Here is a 15,898-nt window from a genome sequence, read left to right on the forward strand (position 1 = left end):
GTTATAGTTTCACTGCCGGTCGTTCATATAAAACGGCGCCGCCTCTCTCGTCATGAAAGAAGCGGCGCCAGGTTCGAATATTAGAGAGAAGTCCACAACGCCGCACAGATTGAATATAAGAATGTTGACGCCGGGTATCTCTTCTTACATGGCTTTGATTTCAAGCAGTTCGTATTGGATAACGCCCATCGGGGCATTCACGCTGATAATGCTGCCCACGGATTTTCCCATCAGCGCTTTGCCGAGCGGGCTCTCGTAGGAGATTTTATTATCGGAAGCATCGGCCTCGCTGGAGCCGACAAGCATGTATTCTAATTTTTCGGAAAATTCAACATCATTTAGGACCGCAATAAGGCCGATCTGAACAGTGGAGATATCCATGCTGTCATCCGCGACACGGGCTTTATTCAGCATTTTTTCCAGAATCATGATTCTCGTTTCCATGAAGGATTGGTCGTTTTTGGCGGAATGATACTCACTGTTCTCCTTCAAATCGCCGTAGCTGATCGCGAGTTTAATACGGCTGGCAAGCTCCTTGCGTTTGACCGTCTTGAGATCATCCAGCTCGAACTCCAGCTTGGCCAGACCTTCTTTGGTTAATATAATTTCTTCTTCCTTCGACATTCCCACAGCTCCCAATCGATTAAAAGCTCTATTTGTTATACTCTGCTTAATTCTAACCGATATGCAGGAATATAGCGATGGTTATAAAGGATGCCCTCTTTTTCCCTCATGCGAAAGAATCACAATTGCTATTTGTGCTGCCAGCGGCGCTTCGGCAGTAGGAGAGCAAAGAGCCGTACATGATGCACGGCTCTTTGCTAGCCCGGTCCCGGCTTCGTTTCCTTGATCCGGATCTATCCCTTATACGGGCTGCCTGTCCCAGTGGCGGCGAGCCGCTATCGCATCCAAGAAGGCTTGGGCAAAATTCGCTGCAGCTTGTCCAATGAAAATGCCTGGACCGCTGCCGATCCCGCCCGCTCCCAGCCAACCATTGCCGTACTTCGGCAGCGCCCATCGGCTTCGTTTCCGGGGGGAAGCGGTTTACGACTCAGCAGAGGGAAGCTTCAGGGAAAATCCGGCGATGAAAACACCCAAACCGAATTGAAACTCCTCGTCCCAGTTGGAATTTGTCGTATAGGAGGCCAGACGGATCATATAGGGGAACTGATCCTCCGGTAATTGCGAATAAAATTGATTGTACTTCCCGCTCATCTTCTCCTGCGTATCCCCCTCTTCTCCGGCAAATCCCCTCAAGCGGGCCTCTTCCGCGACAAACCCAAGTACATGGTTTTTCAGCATGGAAGCCGCCCAGGGAATTTGATGATCTGGGAACCCCGCCGTGGCAAGGAGCTTATACAGCTTCTCGATTTGCAGCAAACGGTGATACCCCATAGCAATCGTGGTATTGAAAATATCGACCGCGTCCCGGTAGGCATGGAGCGCCCGCCTGAACTGCTCCCCCCACTGCAGAAGCTGGTCGGTCCAGGGCAGGGAGGCATCCGGCCATGCCATTTGTTCGCTTATTTTGTCAGCCAGCAGCTGAAGCAGCTGGTCTTTATCTTTGACATGGTAATACAGGGAGGCGGTTTTGACCTGCAATTTATCCGCTATTTTGCGCATGCTTAATTCCTTCAGGCCGATCTCATTCAATAAAAGCAGAGCCGTCTGCGTAATCCGGGCCTGGTCCAGCGGGATATGGGTTATCTCCTGCCCCTCTGAGCCGGAGGCTAAATTCTGAGGATAAATTCGTCTTCTCGCCATAAAGGATCTCCCCCTTTTATATGAGAAGTATAGCATAGCGCTCCCAAAGATCACCTGGCCTGCAGCAATGGGGATTACATCTAGATGTCCGTCTGTATGTGGTCGGACAACCGTCATGCAGCGCCGCACCGCGCGCCGGGAGCTGCGCGCGGTGCGGGCGCCTGGACGGGAAATCCTCTTTCATTTGAGAAGAATCTTTGCTCAGGAATTCTGCCTCTTCACCAGCTGCAGCAAGAGGTCAATCAGCTGCCCTTATCGTCGCCGATGCTCTCGAAAAATGCACGATCCGCCGCTTCGACGACTTGTACAGCCCTGGTGGCGAGATCATTGCCGGATGCAGTCATCGTAATGACCTTCGCCCGGGTGTCGATCGAATGGGGACTTCGTTTGATATAGCCTTTTTTCTCAAGTGTTCCCAGTACCTGCGAAGTCACATTCACATCCATCTGAACAAGCTTAATCGAAAAAGAACCTTACGCAAACCGATTATACGGTTTGCGTAAGGTTCTTTAATGGTGAAGGAACGTTCAGAAATGAAATAACCCAAATCCATCAATAACTTTCAGTCCCGAACCTTTTCGCATATCCTGCGCGGGCACGCTGGATTACAACTTCGCGGTTGCGCGGCTCAGCATTCGTCACCAGTGAATCCAACAGTTTGCCGGCTACCAGCGTCACTTCCATAATGGCCTGATTGAACGCTTCCTCGTTTGCCTTGGAGGGCTTGGTGAAGCCCGAGATTTTCCTTACAAATTGAAGCGCAGCGGCTTGAATCTCATCTTCGGTAGCAGGCGGGTCAAAGTTGAAAAGCGGCTTAATATTCCGGCACATAGGCTTTCTCCTTTGCACGTGGTTTTTTTATTTATCTTACTATACACGGCCGGTTCCGGCAAAATTGAGCAGTAATTTGATAGAGATTACAGCACAAGCGGCAGTTCGGGAATCGATAATGTCTCCGACTGCTGCTTGGCAAAGTATACTAATCTGTGTGCTTATGTCGTTGCCCTCTGAAAAGTAACCGGATATTGCTTGACGCCAAATACAAACGTACTTTGAATATAGGAAAGCGGAGCACCCGTTTTATAACGAATCTCATTTAAACGCTCCGAGATCGCACGTAAAGCAATCTGGCCTTCAAGCCTCGCAAGCGGAGCACCCAGACAGAAATGAATGCCAAAGCCAAATGAAAGATGGGCATTGGGCCGCCGATCGGCCAAAAAAACATCAGGCTCGGCAAATTTTGATTCGTCACGATTGGCCGATGCGATCCATGAAACCACCTGATCCCCTTTTTTGATCTGATTGCCGGCGATTTCAATATCTTCGGCTGCAACCCGTCCAATAGCCTGTATGGGCGGGTAATACCGAAGCACCTCCTCAATAAAACCGGGTATGGAATCAGGCTTCTCACGCAGCTGCTGCTGGATAGCCGTCTCTTCGGTAAGGATGCGGACCGCGTTCGTGATCAGATTGGTTGTGGTTTCATTCCCGGCTGCCAGGAGCAGGATGGAAAATCCGAGTATTTCCTGTTGACTCAGCTTCTGGCCTTCAATTTCGGCGGATAATAATAATGAGATCAGATCATTTTCAGGCTGGGCCTGGCGCTGAGCCGTAATCTGTGAGAAGTAAGAAATCAACTCCTGTACGGCCTGTTCTCTCTCTTTCATGAGCTGCCCGAATGCTTCGTCTGTATTGACATCTGTCCCTTTGACGAGAATATCGGACCATTCTTTAAACAAATTCCGATCCTCCTTAGGAACACCAAGAAGCTCGGCTATGACGATAATGGGCAGCGGGGCAGCAAGATCGTGTACGATATCCATTTCATTGTTCGCAATAACGGCATCCATCAGCTCGTTGGTAATCGATTCGATGTGAGGCGCCAAATCAGCTATAACCCTTGGAGTAAAGGTTTTGTTCACCAGTGCCCGCAGCTGCGTATGCCTCGGAGGATCCATCGTTAATATAGTTTCGGATCCTTTGCCCGATATTCCCCGATTCGAAGAAAAAGCAGACGGGTCCTTGAGGATGCGATGAACATCCTCGTAGCGAAACATATCCCAGCAATTACGGCTTTCATCATAACGAATAGGGGTGGTTTGACGCAGCATGTTGTATACAGGGAACGGATTCAGTCTCTTCTCCGCTGTGTCCAGCTCATCCATGGCGATCATATTCGCATATCGTTCCGTTTTCTTTGATTCCATCGGCCTGGTCTCCTCATCTCATTTTATAGTAAATTTCCCCAAGAATAATAAACCATTCACCTGTTCCTGAAACAATCCTGTTGACGGCAGCTCTATGGATACAAGTATATCTCTGTCAAATGCAGCAAAATGACAAAATTCAGGCAAACGCGATAGAAACCATGCCTCTGCATCCGGCTGCCGCTATCATTTGCGGCACACAGTGATTCCCATGTGCCGCGGTGCTTGTACGTCACAACAGATGCATCTTCGCCTCCGCCTCATCCCAAGCCACCGTGTAACCATGTCCCTTGGCGCAAAAAATCGAAGAGGAGCTGTACAGCGGATCCGCGTCCTTCCGGTAGCCTTTTCGCTCGATGACCTCTTGTTCGTTATGACAGCGATCGTAGCCCCCGAAGACGAAATGTACGCTCCCTCTGCCATGCGTAAAAGAAGCGAGCTCCGTACTGTAATTCATAAAGGTGGCAACAGGGACTCTGCCCGTAATGACGGCATGGGTGGTCGTGGTTTGCGGAGGATCAAACTGTCCGGAGGCCCGCTGAATATCGGATAAGACCCTGCCCATATCGTCCGCTTCCACTTTAATCTTAAAATCATAGTAAGGCTCCAGCAGCAGGTTCTCCGCCTTCTCCAGGCCTTGTCTTAGCGCGCGGAAGGCCGCTTCGCGAAAATCGCCGCCATGCGTATGCTCATTGTGCGCGCCGCCCTTCAACAGCGTAATCCGGATATCGGTAAGCGGCATACCCGTTAATAAACCATGGTGCTCCCGCTCATAGAGATGGGTTCGGACCAGATTTTGATTGCCCACGCTCAAATCGCTCACATGACACGCGTTCACGAAAGTAATGCCGCTGCCCCGCTCCCCCGGCTCCAGCCGCAGATGCACCTCCGCATAATGCTTGAGCGGCTCGAAGTGGCCGTATCCGTTCACGGTCGACCCAATTGTTTCCTTATACAGAATTTCCGGGCTGCCGAAGGAGACGCCGATTCCGAATCGTTCCGCCACAAGCTGCTCCAGCACTTCAAGCTGAATAAGACCCATAACGTGGATGTGGATTTCCTGCAGGCTTTCCTCCCAGATGACATTCAGGGACGGGTCCTCCGCATCCAGGATCCGGAAGGCTTTCAGCACATCCTTCGCGTTCAGGAAATCGGCGAAAATCACCTTCGACGTGAGCGTCGGCACCAGCTCATAGGCCAGCTTGTCCGAATAGATGCCGAGGCCTTGTCCGGCTTCGGCACTTGAGAGTCCGGTTACCGCGAACAGATCGCCCGCCGAGACCTGGTCGACCGTATGCGACTTGCTTCCGTTGAAAATGAGAAGCCGTGTCACCTTCTCGCAAATTTGCACATCTCCGCCCTTATAGCACAGCTCATCGCGAACCTTCAGCGTCCCGCTTAACGCCTTGATGAAGGTCAGCCGCACACCATTGTGGTCATGGCGGATTTTATAGACGCGTCCCCCGAACGGAGCCTGCCTGTCATAATCCACTGTCGTCAGCAGATGCAGCTGATCCAGAAATTCGACAACGCCAATATCCTGCAAAGCAGAGCCGCTTGCGCATGGAAAGAGCTGATGGCCGCGGATCTTAACCTGCAGCATCCTCAGCCAGAATGCCTGGTCGCCCGTTCCTGCGATAAACGTCTCCAATAACTGTTCATCCCGCTCCGCCATGCTTTCCAGCAGGGCCTCCCCGATCTCGCCATCCGCGAAATTCCCGGTCAGCCTGCACACATCCTCTGTCAGATGCATGCGGATTTCCTCGACGACTCTGTCTGCATCCGCGCCTACCCGGTCTGTTTTGTTGATGAAGAAGAACGTCGGAATGCGATGCTTGTGAAGCAGCTGCCAGACCGTTTCGGTATGACCCTGGACACCCTCCACCGCACTGATGATAAGGATTGCATAATCCATGACCTGGACAGCCCGTTCCATCTCCGGCGAGAAATCGACATGCCCGGGCGTATCGATCAAATAATAGGTTGATCCCTTATACGACATGACGGCCTGGTCTGCAAATACGGTGATGCCCCTTGCCCGCTCGATGTCGTGGCTGTCGAGGTAAGCGTCCTTGTGATCGACCCTGCCCCGCTCCCGAATGCTGTTTGTATGGTAAAGCAGCTGTTCGGCAAAGGTGGTCTTGCCCGCATCCACATGGGCGAACATGCCAATCGTTTTATGATTCATCGTATCCCCTTGATTTCACTATAGTCTGGTTTCATCTAGCCAAGCACGATCCGGTCATCCGACAATTGATGTCCGCTGATCCGTTCGAATTCGCCAAGCAGCTGCGAGACGGTCAGGCTGCTTTTCCGCTCCTGGGGAACATCCAGTATGACGCGTCCTTTGTCCATCATGATCAGCCTGTTCCCAAGCCTGATTGCCTGCTCCATATTATGGGTAACCATTAAGGTTGTCAGCTTCATCTCGCGGACAATGCTCTCCGTCAGGCTGGTGATCAGCTCGGCCCTTGCGGGATCCAGAGCCGCCGTATGTTCATCCAGGAGAAGGATTTGCGGCTTCGTGAATGTAGCCATCAACAGGCTCAGCGCCTGGCGCTCTCCTCCCGACAAGAGCCCGACTTTGGCGTTCAGGCGATTCTCCAGACCGATGCCAAGGCGCTGCAGCTGTTCACGGAAGATCCCGCGCTTCGTGAAAGTAACGCCCCGGCCGAGCCCCCGTTTCTTTCCCCGCGAGAAAGCCATAGCGAGATTCTCTTCGATCGTCATCCGGGGAGCTGTACCCGCCATCGGATCTTGAAATACCCTTCCAATCCAACGGCTTCTCCGGTATTCCGGAAGCTGCTGAATGGCATTGCCTTCGATTCGCACCTCGCCGAGATCGGGCTTCATAACACCGGATATCACGTTCATCAAAGTGGACTTGCCCGCTCCGTTGCTACCGATGACTGTAACGAAATCGCCAGGCTTGAATTGCAGGCTGATATTCATTAACGCGATTTTTTCATCTGAGGTGCCAGGGTTAAACAGCTTGGTAATATCCGTTAGCTGCAGCATTATGCGCTCCCTCCCTTGCTGGAGGCTGTCAACAATTCAGATGCCCGTTTGCGGGCAAGACCTCTTTGCTTCAACGCACGTTGGATGGTAGGCAGCAAGAGCGCGATTATGACGATAAGAGCCGTAATCAGCTTCATATCTGAAGTTTCCAACCACTCGATACGCAAGGCCAAGGCGTATATGATTCGGTACAGAATGGCTCCGAGAACAACGGCAAGCGTCGCCCGAAATACCGTTTTATTGCCGAAAATCGCCTCGCCGATGATAACCGAAGCCAGTCCAAGGACAATCATCCCGACCCCCATATTGATATCCGCAAAGCTTGATTGTTGTGCAATCAGCGCTCCGGAAACAGCAACCAATCCGTTCGACAGGCTCACGCCGACAATCGTCGTATTATCCGTATTCGCACCCAGGCTGCGGATCATTCTGGCGTTGTCGCCAGTCGCTCTAAGCGCAAGTCCGATGTCCGTATGAAGAAAAGCGTCCAGCAGCAGCTTGATAATCAAGGCAGCCAGGATCAGAACGGTCATATAAATGTATTTATCCTCCGAAATCGTTGTGAACATCGTGTCGATTCTGGAGAAGCCAATATTAGGTTTGCCCAATATCCGCAGATTAATGGAATATAAGGCGATCATCATGAGAATTCCGGATAAGAGTCCGTTGATTTTCCCTTTCGTGTGGAGGAGACCCGTACACGCTCCGGCGGCCAGTCCAGCAGCGAATGCCGCTATGGTGGCGATCCAGGAATTGTAGCCATGTGTAATCATAATCGCCGCTATAGCGCCGCCCGTCGTAAAGCTGCCATCGACGGTCAAATCGGGAAAGTCCAGAATGCGGTATGTAATATAAACCCCAAGTGCCATTACAGCGTACAAAAGACCAAGCTCACTTGCCCCTTGTATGGCCAGAATCATGTTATGCCCTCCTTAATAAAAGAGAAAAGGGGTGAACGACAGGAGCCGTCCACCCCGATTGCAATTATTGAATAATATTATTTTCCTTATCCTGTACCTTTTCCTTCATTGCATCCGTCACAGTGATTCCGAATGCTTCCGCTGCTTTAAGATTAAGAATCAGATCCAGCTTGTCCGGTATGGTGATCTTCATATCCCCCGGATTTTTGCCGTTCTTCAGAATGTCGACAGCCATTTGGCCCACCTGGTATCCGTGATCGTAGTATTTGAATCCCACCGTTGCAAAAGCTCCTGCTTCTACGGTATCCCGGTCACTGGAGAAGAATGGAAGCTTGTTATCGGCAGCTACCTTAATAATGGCATCCACGGCGCTCACGACTGTATTATCCAGCGTGATGTAAATGGCGTCCGCCCGGCCAACCAGGGATTGCGCCGCCTGCTGGACTTCGGAGGTGTTGGTAACCGGCGCTTTAACTAACTTGATATCATGGGCGGCCAAGGCTGTTTCTGCTTGCTTCGCCATAATCACGGAGTTGGATTCCCCTTCGTTGATGACAACGCCAACCGATTTAACAGTTGAAAAATTCTCCGCAATGAAATCCATTAATTGCGTAATGGCCGCCGGATTCGAGTCGGAAGCTCCGGTGATGTTTCCGCCTGGTTTATCCAGATCGCTCACAATCTGGGCATCAAGCGGATCGGTAACTGCCGCAAATAAGACAGGCTTATCCTTGACATTATCAGCAAGAGCCAGTGCGGAAGGAGTGGCAATTCCCAGAACCAGATCGAACTTCTCCGAACCGAATTTCTGGGCGATTGACAGGTTGTTGCTTGACTCTCCCTGAGCGTTGTTATCATCGATTTTCAGGTTCTCGCCTTCAACAATGCCCGCATCTTTAAGCGCTGCCAGAAAACCTTCTTTGGTTGCATCCAGGGAAGGATGCGGCGCGTATTGGGAGATACCGATCGAATAGTTTGTTGCCGCAGGGCTCTCTGATGTTGAAGTGCTCGATGAATTGGAGTTGGATGAACCGGCGTTTTCCTCTTTGGCTCCACAGCCGGCTGCAGTAAGCAATAAGGCAGTAGATAGCGCGAGAGTCGCCAATATTTTCCTTTTCATTATCAATACCCTCTTTCTTTGTCCTATTTTAGTTTACAAATAATTAATCCTAGTTTAATAGCCGCCTCTCCGATCGTCAATTCATATGAAATTGAAAGCTTCTGCCTCCTCCCCTCCAATCCAGAGTGTCAAGCCCGCTTCCGTATGCGCGAACACGCCATTGGTTTTATGATTCATTGTATCACTATGATTTCAATATAGTTGTCTTCCAGCTAAGAGGCTTTGCTCTTGTATACTATTTCATTATTATGAAAGCAAATCCTCTATCCGGTTCGAAAAACTGTCCACTTTTACACTGTTTGTGGAGGATTCTCTCCGAATCCATTCTTCAAAATCGCCCAGGAGCGTCCCGATCCGTCTAACCGCCTCAGCTCAAGCTTGCTTCTCTGCATTCGATCCGTCTTATCGGACCGCAACCGGCGAACAAACCAAAAACCCGGCCAATCTCCTCTACAGGAGCCAACCGGGCTGCTATATATGCAGGAATATTCCGCAACCGCGCGGACGCTGCTCAACCTTTACTCGCTTAACGCTTCATCGAACTCGAGCCGGATCACCAACACCTCATCGGACAACTCATTGACAGGAACGTTCCGAATCCGCAAATACGGCTTTTCCCTCCAGTACCACGGCGTGAAATCGACGCTGGTCTCAAGCTCGCGGCCGTCGTTCAGCAGAACCGCCCGCTTCGGCACGAAATCCCACGGCTTGAGCACAACCGCCGTCGTCTGCATGTCGCGGTACAAATGAATATACAGCGTGTGGCCCCTCTTCGTTGCCAGCACATGATCCCGTTCGATCCGGTGGCCGGCCGAGGTGACGATCTCATCCTTGTACACCAGCGAGGACGCCGGAAAAGTCCCGTCGAACGCTTCCTTGATCCGGTTGTACCAGCCGCCGATTTCCTTCAGCGCCGCGACGCTTTCCGCCGGAAATGTGCCATCGGCCTTCGGCCCGACGTTCAGCATATAGTTGCCGCCCATAGCGAGCACTTTATCCACGCTCTGCATGACATATTTGTAGCGGTAGTAGTCCTCATTCTCCCGGTAGCCCCAGCTTTCCCGTCCAAGCGACTGAACCGCCTCCGCCGGCTTGTCGAACTCGTTGCCTTCAGGAACGACCCGCTCCGGCGTGTTGTAATCGCCCGGTCCCGGTCCGCGTTCATTGATCAGGATGCCCGGCTGCAGCTCGCGGATCATCTCGTTCAGGCTCGGATCGTAGTGCTCAGCCACGTTGACATCCCAGAAGAATTGATAGATTTTCCCGTACCTCGTGCACAGCTCCTCGACCTGCTTGCGGACGAAATCATAATACTTGTGGATGTCGTGGTCGTCCCCCGCGCGGGCTCCGAACATCTCATGATGACGGCCCAGGTTGGGGTAATTCGGATGGTGCCAGTCAGGGCAAGAGTAATAGAGACTAAGCGGAAAATTCCGCCGCGCGCACGCTTCGGCCAGCATTTCCAATATATCTTTGCCGTACGGGCTGTTCATTATATTGTAGTCCGTAAATTTCGTATCCCACAAACAGAAGCCGTCATGATGCTTCGTCGTGATGCACATATACTGCATGCCGGCCGCCTGAGCTATATCGATCCAGGCATCCGGATCAAACTCCGCCGGATTAAACTGATGAATGAGCTGCTCGTATTCCTTGCGCGTCATCATCCCTTTGCCGCGCCATAAAATCTGTTCGTGCCACGCGGGAATCGCGTACAACCCCCAATGAATAAACATCCCGAACCGCCGCTCAAAAAACACATCCCTGTCATCGCCAAACCGCTTCATATCTTAGTCCTCCCTCTCCATCTAAAAAATCCGGTGAGAAAATCTGGCCACGCATGCGCAAACGTCTTCCGATACATACTCGCAAGCGCTGCAAGCATGTCTACCGCCGCTTGTCACTTGTCGCGATCGCTGTTGCCTCCGCCGGATAATCGCCGGGCTTGAAAACTTGCTGCGCATACCAGAGGACGGCGGAGCCGCCTCTTCTTGCGTTGTCAGCTCCCCAGTTCCACGAGCACGCTTTCCCAGATGGTCAACTCGTCCAGTACAACGGTCAATTTGCCGTCCTCCAGCGTGTATGGCGCCGGCTTCTCCGAAATGAGCAGCCGTACGCCTTGCAGCCGTTCGGCCTCGGCCGCCTGCAGATGCATGACGAGCTGTACGCCGCGCAGCGGCACATTTACCGCCAAGGGCCTGCGCCCCGTTCCGTTGACCAGATTGACGAGGTACTGCCCCTCTTTGCGGAACGCCGCAACCTGCAGCCCCGGATAGGAGCTGACGCGAATCCATCTGTCCCCGCCAAGCAGCATGTCCATCAGATTAGCCAGAAGAATATAATGATCGGGCAGCTTATATTGGCTGATTAACCCGCTCAGTGAGAAAGGCAGATAGACCGCCTTGCCCTGTCCATAAGCGGAGACGCAGACCAGCGGCAGATCGGTGCGGCCGACCGCCATCGACGCCCGCTCCGGTGGCGAGCCTACGCTCTCCATCGGCGAGAACGGCGGCACCAGCGTCGCCAGCACCTGCGTATCCGGCAATGGCGTACAGTAGACGACCCGTCCGCGGTGCGGGATAAGCTCCGTCTCCTCCAGCTGCCGCTGCAGCGGATTATCCGCACCCTCGAACCGGAGATACGAGGCGGCCAGCGATTCGCCCGAAGCGGCTGAGTCCCGCTCGATCCCGAGCAAATCGGACAGCTCCGGATAAGCTTCGTCGATCGCACCCTCGAAGACGAGCCTGCCTCCGTTGTCGACGTAAGCAAGCAGCTCCCGGACCAATCGCGGCGTCAGCGAGAAGCCGTCCGGTATAAGGAGCACCGAATAGGGCCTCAGCCGGTCCGCCGTCGCTTGTTCCTCCAGCAGCAGATCGAACGGAATTTGCGTGTTCAGCAGTCCGTCCGCCCAGTCCTCGCTGGCGCTCTCCGATTCCCACATCAGCGCCACTTGGGAATGCAGCACAGCCTCGTGCAAATAAGCTTCGACTTTCGCGACCATGGCGTTCATCTGCGCAACGGCAGACAAAATCCGTTTGTCCGTGATGGTATCCGGAATCCCGGTTAACGAGTGCCAGATTTGGCCGCCGTGCGCGGGAACCTGGCTCATCCAGAACAAATACTCCGCGGCCGGCAGTCCCGTATGCCGCCAATCCATACCCGGACTGGAGTGCACGATCCCGAATGCCGCGGGCTTGTCGGTAAGTGTCCGGCCAATCTTGACGTTGGCCGCCGGAACCCAGAACTCGGGAGCTTCCTTATGGCCACGAGACAGGATGTTTTGCGCCTCCGTGCACATGATATCGCTTGTCGCGGCGCGCGCATGCAGATCATCCTTGTAGAAATAGTACAGAATCATCGGCAGATCGGGGGCTTTCTCTTTGACGAAGCTGTAAATGAGGCTCATGTTGTCCTTCAGGCTTGCGGAAGCCCAGTCGGGTTCGAACTGCTCCGAGGACCCGGGCAGGTCGCGGCCATAGCGTTCCCGGTACTTGCGGCGGCAGAAATCGCAGTAACATTCCAGATACTGCGGCGCGTTGAAGAAAATGCCGTCGATCTCGTAGTTGGAAAGCACCTCGTCCAGCACCGGAATGGCGACGCTTTCATTTCGATAAGGCGTATTGATGCAGGTGGACATGAGCAGGGACCACGGTCCCGGCCGCAGGCTGCCCGAGATATGAGGCTCACCGTTGCGGTTTCTCACAAACCACTGGGGTCTGCGCTGATAAATGCCGTCGTCCGCCTTGCTGAAGTCGAAGCGCGCAATGAAGCGGATGTCCTCGTCGTGGCAGGCTTCGATGACTTCCGCCAGCAAATCGCGATCCGGGGGCAAAAATTCGTTCTGATAATGAAAAGGCACCTGCGTACGATACCATGCGTAAATGCCGCCAACGTTAAAGACAAGCGCGGTCGCTCCCAGCTCCTTCATCTGCCTGGCAAGCCTCCGCGGTTCGATCATCGCCGTATCGCGAACCTGCAAATTCGTCTGAATGACGCGAGTCGGCTGCTTCCACCATAGTTGGGTCATCGCTTTCTCTCCCATTTCATGAATTTAGACTGATTCGATTATATACCAGCCTCACCCCCCGCAGGGTAGGAGACATCTCCTGAGAAAAGGGGAAAATGGGAGCGAAAACCGCATAGTTGGGCGATGCGGAGACGAGTCAGCGGTCAAATGACCACGACGGGGATATTTTATGTCCACTTTATACATAAGGGACAACAACAAACGGAGCCGTTAAATTTAAGTCGCCGCTTTACCACTGTTTGAAGAACGCTTCAGCTTTTTCCTGTTCCATTCACTCTTCGGCGGTGTAGAACTCCCCCCAACATACAAAAGAGCTTCTCCAGCTTTACAAAGCGGAGAAGCTCTTCTTTAGTAACATTTTTCTAACATTCAAGAACCTGATCATCCGTATGCGCCGGGTCCATTGTGTCTCATCCTATCCTCTTCCTATGATTCAACTGCCCGTGTTTGTTTCAGTGTGACTCCGGTTTCTTCTTCATCGGCCTGTCCTACACGTTTAATGAAGAAGGAAAGCAGGAGACCGACTATTCCGATTCCAATAATAACAAGGTATGCATCATTAATACCCTGGATAGAGGCTTCCATCACCATATGCTCCTGTGTGCCTGCGCCGCCTGCAGCGGCCATATCCTGAAGATGAGTCTTGGTTCTGGTCGTCATAATCGTGACAAGCAGAGAAGTACCTATCCCGCCCGCCACCTGCTTGATGGTGTTGGAAATGGCCGTACCATGCGCATACAGTCTTTTAGGCAGCTGGTTGAGGCCAGCAGTTGTAATCGGCATCAGGAACATGGCCATCCCGAAGCGCCGTCCTGTGGACATGAGCACCAAATACGTATAACTGGTGGAATCGGTTAGATTAACGAAGCCGATTGTCGTCACAATAGTAATTGCCATTCCGATAATAGACAGCCACTTCGCTCCGAACCGGTCGAACAGCCTGCCTGTTACCGGCATCATAACGCCCATCAGAAGTGCGCCGGGGAGCATCAGCAGCCCGGACTCCAGAGCTGTATATCCACGCGCATTCTGCAAATACAAGGGGAGCAGCATCATATCCGCATACATGACCATCGTAACCGCAATATTAATGATAGTCGTCAGGGAGAACATGCTGTGCTTGAACGCCCTGAGATCAAGAAGCGGGCTCTTGGATACCAGCTGCCGCCAGGTGAACACAATCAAGGAAACAACACCGACAGCCAGAGATACGATCACCTCTGCGCTTGACCAACCCTTGCTTCCAGCACTGCTGAAGCCATATAGAAGTGCGCCAAACCCGATTGTCGAGAGGATGACACCGCCAATGTCGAGTTTGGGATAGCTTCGTTCAGCAACATTTTTCAGATAAATAAAGGCGACAATAATAACAATAACGGCAAACGGAGTCATTCCATAAAACATCGTGCGCCAGGAATAATTCTCCATGATATACCCGGCAATAGTAGGCCCGATAGCAGGGGCAAAAATAATGGCGAACCCGACCATTCCCATGGCGGCTCCCCGCTTGTCAGCCGGGAAAACGGTCAGGATGACCGTCATCAGCAGCGGCATGATAATGCCGGCGCCAGCTGCCTGAATCAAACGTCCAGCGAGCAAAACGTCGAAATTGGGGGCAACGGCCGAAACAATCGTTCCTCCAAGAAAAATAATCATGGCTGACTGGAACAGCTCACGGGTCGTAAACCGCTGCATGAGAAATGCCGTAATCGGAATAAGCACCCCGTTAACCAGCATATAGCCGGTTGTCAGCCATTGAGCCGTAGACGCAGCAATGTCAAAGTCGACCATCAGCTCCGGCAGCGCGACGCTCATAATGGTTTGATTCAAAACGGCGATGAACGCCCCCAGAATCATGACAAACAACAGGGGGCCTTTCTTAATGGAAGAACTGTCAAAGGCTAAACTTTTACTCATCCTGCTCAATCCCTTCAAAAATCATCATGAAACTAATAAACACAATGTTGTATAATAAACGTAATGTAGAAAATTATAATCATCTATCTTACATTTCACAAGCAACACATTTTCGAAAAATGTATATTAGTTTACATTCGAACGGGATCTGTCGTCCAGGCGAAAAATAATTTACAAAGTGTGCTGCAATTGTCGCTCAGAGCACTTATGGGAAAGGAACTTGAGAGCGCATGTCAACAAAAACACCGCGTACGGATCCGCGTGTTCTTCGCACACGCCAATTGATTCAAGATGCCTTTATTGATTTGCTTCAGGAGATGGAGCTGGAGAAAATAACCGTGAATCGTATTGCGGAACGCGCTACCATTAATCGTGTCACCTTCTATCTTCATTACCGGGATATTCCGGATATGCTGGAGAGAATGGCGGATGACATGATTAATAAACTTCATTTTATCTTGAAGGATATTTCGCATCCGAACGATTCCAGAGGCATGGATTGGCCCAAGCAAGGGCATCCTATCCTGGTCAAAATGCTTGAGCATATCGCAGAAAATTCAAAATTCTACAAGGTGCTGCTTGCTTCCAAACGTATACCGGTGTTAACCGAACGACTTTTGGACCTGATTGTCGATGTGATCACCAACAATCTTGAGAAGCGGCACGCTTCCTTATCGGATTCAGCAGTAAGCGTTCCGAAGGATATCGCAATCTGGTACGGCTCCTCCGCCTTGATCGGTACAATTGTCTTCTGGCTCCGCAATGATATGCCCTATACGCCGCTGTTTCTCGCCAAGCAGTTTTCTCTCATTCGCATCCTGCAAAATACAGACCAGCCCATCAATCTGGAATGATTGCATAAAGAAAAGAGAGGCGCATGCTTGTGCATGCGCCTCTCGTATGTGGTCGCCGGGTAAATACTTAG

The 15,898-nt window shown here is 51.9% G+C and carries 13 protein-coding genes; 1 reads left to right on the plus strand and 12 read right to left on the minus strand.

What is annotated here, in order from left to right; translation table 11 throughout:
- Positions 1-144: 144 nt before the first annotated feature.
- The 12 genes from greA to AC0YOA_RS25180 all read right to left on the minus strand — a co-directional run bounded on the left by greA (position 145) and on the right by AC0YOA_RS25180 (position 14,973).
- On the minus strand, positions 145-624 hold the full coding sequence (greA, locus tag AC0YOA_RS25125) for a transcription elongation factor GreA (RefSeq protein ID WP_475788959.1): 480 nt from the start codon (positions 622-624) through the stop codon (positions 145-147).
- Positions 625-1,044: 420 nt separating this feature from the next.
- Entirely contained in the window at positions 1,045-1,764 is a 720-nt protein-coding gene (locus AC0YOA_RS25130) for a TetR/AcrR family transcriptional regulator C-terminal domain-containing protein (RefSeq protein WP_475788960.1), read from the minus strand.
- 242 nt (positions 1,765-2,006) lie between these two features.
- The gene (locus tag AC0YOA_RS25135) at positions 2,007-2,198 is read right to left on the minus strand and encodes a MarR family winged helix-turn-helix transcriptional regulator (protein ID WP_475788961.1); all 192 of its coding nucleotides are present in this window, start codon (positions 2,196-2,198) and stop codon (positions 2,007-2,009) included.
- A 118-nt stretch (positions 2,199-2,316) separates the two neighbouring features.
- On the minus strand, positions 2,317-2,595 hold the full coding sequence (locus AC0YOA_RS25140; RefSeq protein WP_475788962.1) for a DUF2277 domain-containing protein: 279 nt from the start codon (positions 2,593-2,595) through the stop codon (positions 2,317-2,319).
- A gap of 161 nt (positions 2,596-2,756) precedes the next feature.
- Positions 2,757-3,971 carry a cytochrome P450 gene (locus AC0YOA_RS25145; protein WP_475788963.1) on the minus strand — a complete coding sequence of 405 codons (1,215 nt, stop codon included), beginning with the start codon at positions 3,969-3,971 and terminating at the stop codon, positions 2,757-2,759.
- A 232-nt stretch (positions 3,972-4,203) separates the two neighbouring features.
- Positions 4,204-6,159, minus strand: coding sequence for a GTP-binding protein (locus tag AC0YOA_RS25150; protein ID WP_475788964.1), 1,956 nt, complete (start codon positions 6,157-6,159; stop codon positions 4,204-4,206).
- Positions 6,160-6,194: 35 nt separating this feature from the next.
- On the minus strand, positions 6,195-6,989 hold the full coding sequence (locus AC0YOA_RS25155; protein ID WP_475788965.1) for an ABC transporter ATP-binding protein: 795 nt from the start codon (positions 6,987-6,989) through the stop codon (positions 6,195-6,197).
- Positions 6,989-7,909 carry an ABC transporter permease gene (locus AC0YOA_RS25160; protein WP_475788966.1) on the minus strand — a complete coding sequence of 307 codons (921 nt, stop codon included), beginning with the start codon at positions 7,907-7,909 and terminating at the stop codon, positions 6,989-6,991. Before AC0YOA_RS25160 ends, AC0YOA_RS25155 begins: the two co-directional genes overlap by 1 nt.
- Before the next feature lie 64 nt (positions 7,910-7,973).
- Entirely contained in the window at positions 7,974-9,029 is a 1,056-nt protein-coding gene (locus AC0YOA_RS25165; RefSeq protein WP_475788967.1) for an ABC transporter substrate-binding protein, read from the minus strand.
- 518 nt (positions 9,030-9,547) lie between these two features.
- Complete coding sequence (locus tag AC0YOA_RS25170) at positions 9,548-10,816, minus strand: alpha-L-fucosidase (protein WP_475788968.1); 1,269 nt, start codon at positions 10,814-10,816, stop codon at positions 9,548-9,550.
- Positions 10,817-11,028: 212 nt separating this feature from the next.
- Positions 11,029-13,056: an alpha-amylase family protein gene (locus tag AC0YOA_RS25175; protein ID WP_475788969.1), complete on the minus strand. Its 2,028-nt coding sequence runs from the start codon at positions 13,054-13,056 to the stop codon at positions 11,029-11,031.
- Between the two features lie 426 nt (positions 13,057-13,482).
- A complete protein-coding gene (locus tag AC0YOA_RS25180) occupies positions 13,483-14,973 on the minus strand; it encodes a DHA2 family efflux MFS transporter permease subunit (protein ID WP_475788970.1) in 1,491 nt (496 codons plus the stop codon).
- Positions 14,974-15,203: 230 nt separating this feature from the next.
- Here AC0YOA_RS25180 and AC0YOA_RS25185 point away from each other — a divergent pair, with 230 nt between their 5' ends.
- Positions 15,204-15,827, plus strand: coding sequence for a TetR/AcrR family transcriptional regulator (locus tag AC0YOA_RS25185; RefSeq protein ID WP_475788971.1), 624 nt, complete (start codon positions 15,204-15,206; stop codon positions 15,825-15,827).
- Positions 15,828-15,898 lie beyond the last annotated feature (71 nt).

This window comes from Paenibacillus sp. JT22N12 (genome assembly GCF_056269365.1).

Bases quoted from the DNA above. Each gene is read 5' to 3' on its own strand.
- AC0YOA_RS25165 (WP_475788967.1), bottom strand. From the start codon at position 9,029: ATGAAAAGGAAAATATTGGCGACTCTCGCGCTATCTACTGCCTTATTG.
- AC0YOA_RS25185 (WP_475788971.1), top strand. From the start codon at position 15,204: ATGTCAACAAAAACACCGCGTACGGATCCGCGTGTTCTTCGCACACGC.
- AC0YOA_RS25150 (WP_475788964.1), bottom strand. From the start codon at position 6,159: ATGAATCATAAAACGATTGGCATGTTCGCCCATGTGGATGCGGGCAAG.
- AC0YOA_RS25130 (WP_475788960.1), bottom strand. From the start codon at position 1,764: ATGGCGAGAAGACGAATTTATCCTCAGAATTTAGCCTCCGGCTCAGAG.
- AC0YOA_RS25145 (WP_475788963.1), bottom strand. From the start codon at position 3,971: ATGGAATCAAAGAAAACGGAACGATATGCGAATATGATCGCCATGGAT.
- AC0YOA_RS25155 (WP_475788965.1), bottom strand. From the start codon at position 6,989: ATGCTGCAGCTAACGGATATTACCAAGCTGTTTAACCCTGGCACCTCA.
- AC0YOA_RS25160 (WP_475788966.1), bottom strand. From the start codon at position 7,909: ATGATTCTGGCCATACAAGGGGCAAGTGAGCTTGGTCTTTTGTACGCT.
- AC0YOA_RS25170 (WP_475788968.1), bottom strand. From the start codon at position 10,816: ATGAAGCGGTTTGGCGATGACAGGGATGTGTTTTTTGAGCGGCGGTTC.
- AC0YOA_RS25140 (WP_475788962.1), bottom strand. From the start codon at position 2,595: ATGTGCCGGAATATTAAGCCGCTTTTCAACTTTGACCCGCCTGCTACC.
- AC0YOA_RS25175 (WP_475788969.1), bottom strand. From the start codon at position 13,056: ATGACCCAACTATGGTGGAAGCAGCCGACTCGCGTCATTCAGACGAAT.
- greA (WP_475788959.1), bottom strand. From the start codon at position 624: ATGTCGAAGGAAGAAGAAATTATATTAACCAAAGAAGGTCTGGCCAAG.
- AC0YOA_RS25180 (WP_475788970.1), bottom strand. From the start codon at position 14,973: ATGAGTAAAAGTTTAGCCTTTGACAGTTCTTCCATTAAGAAAGGCCCC.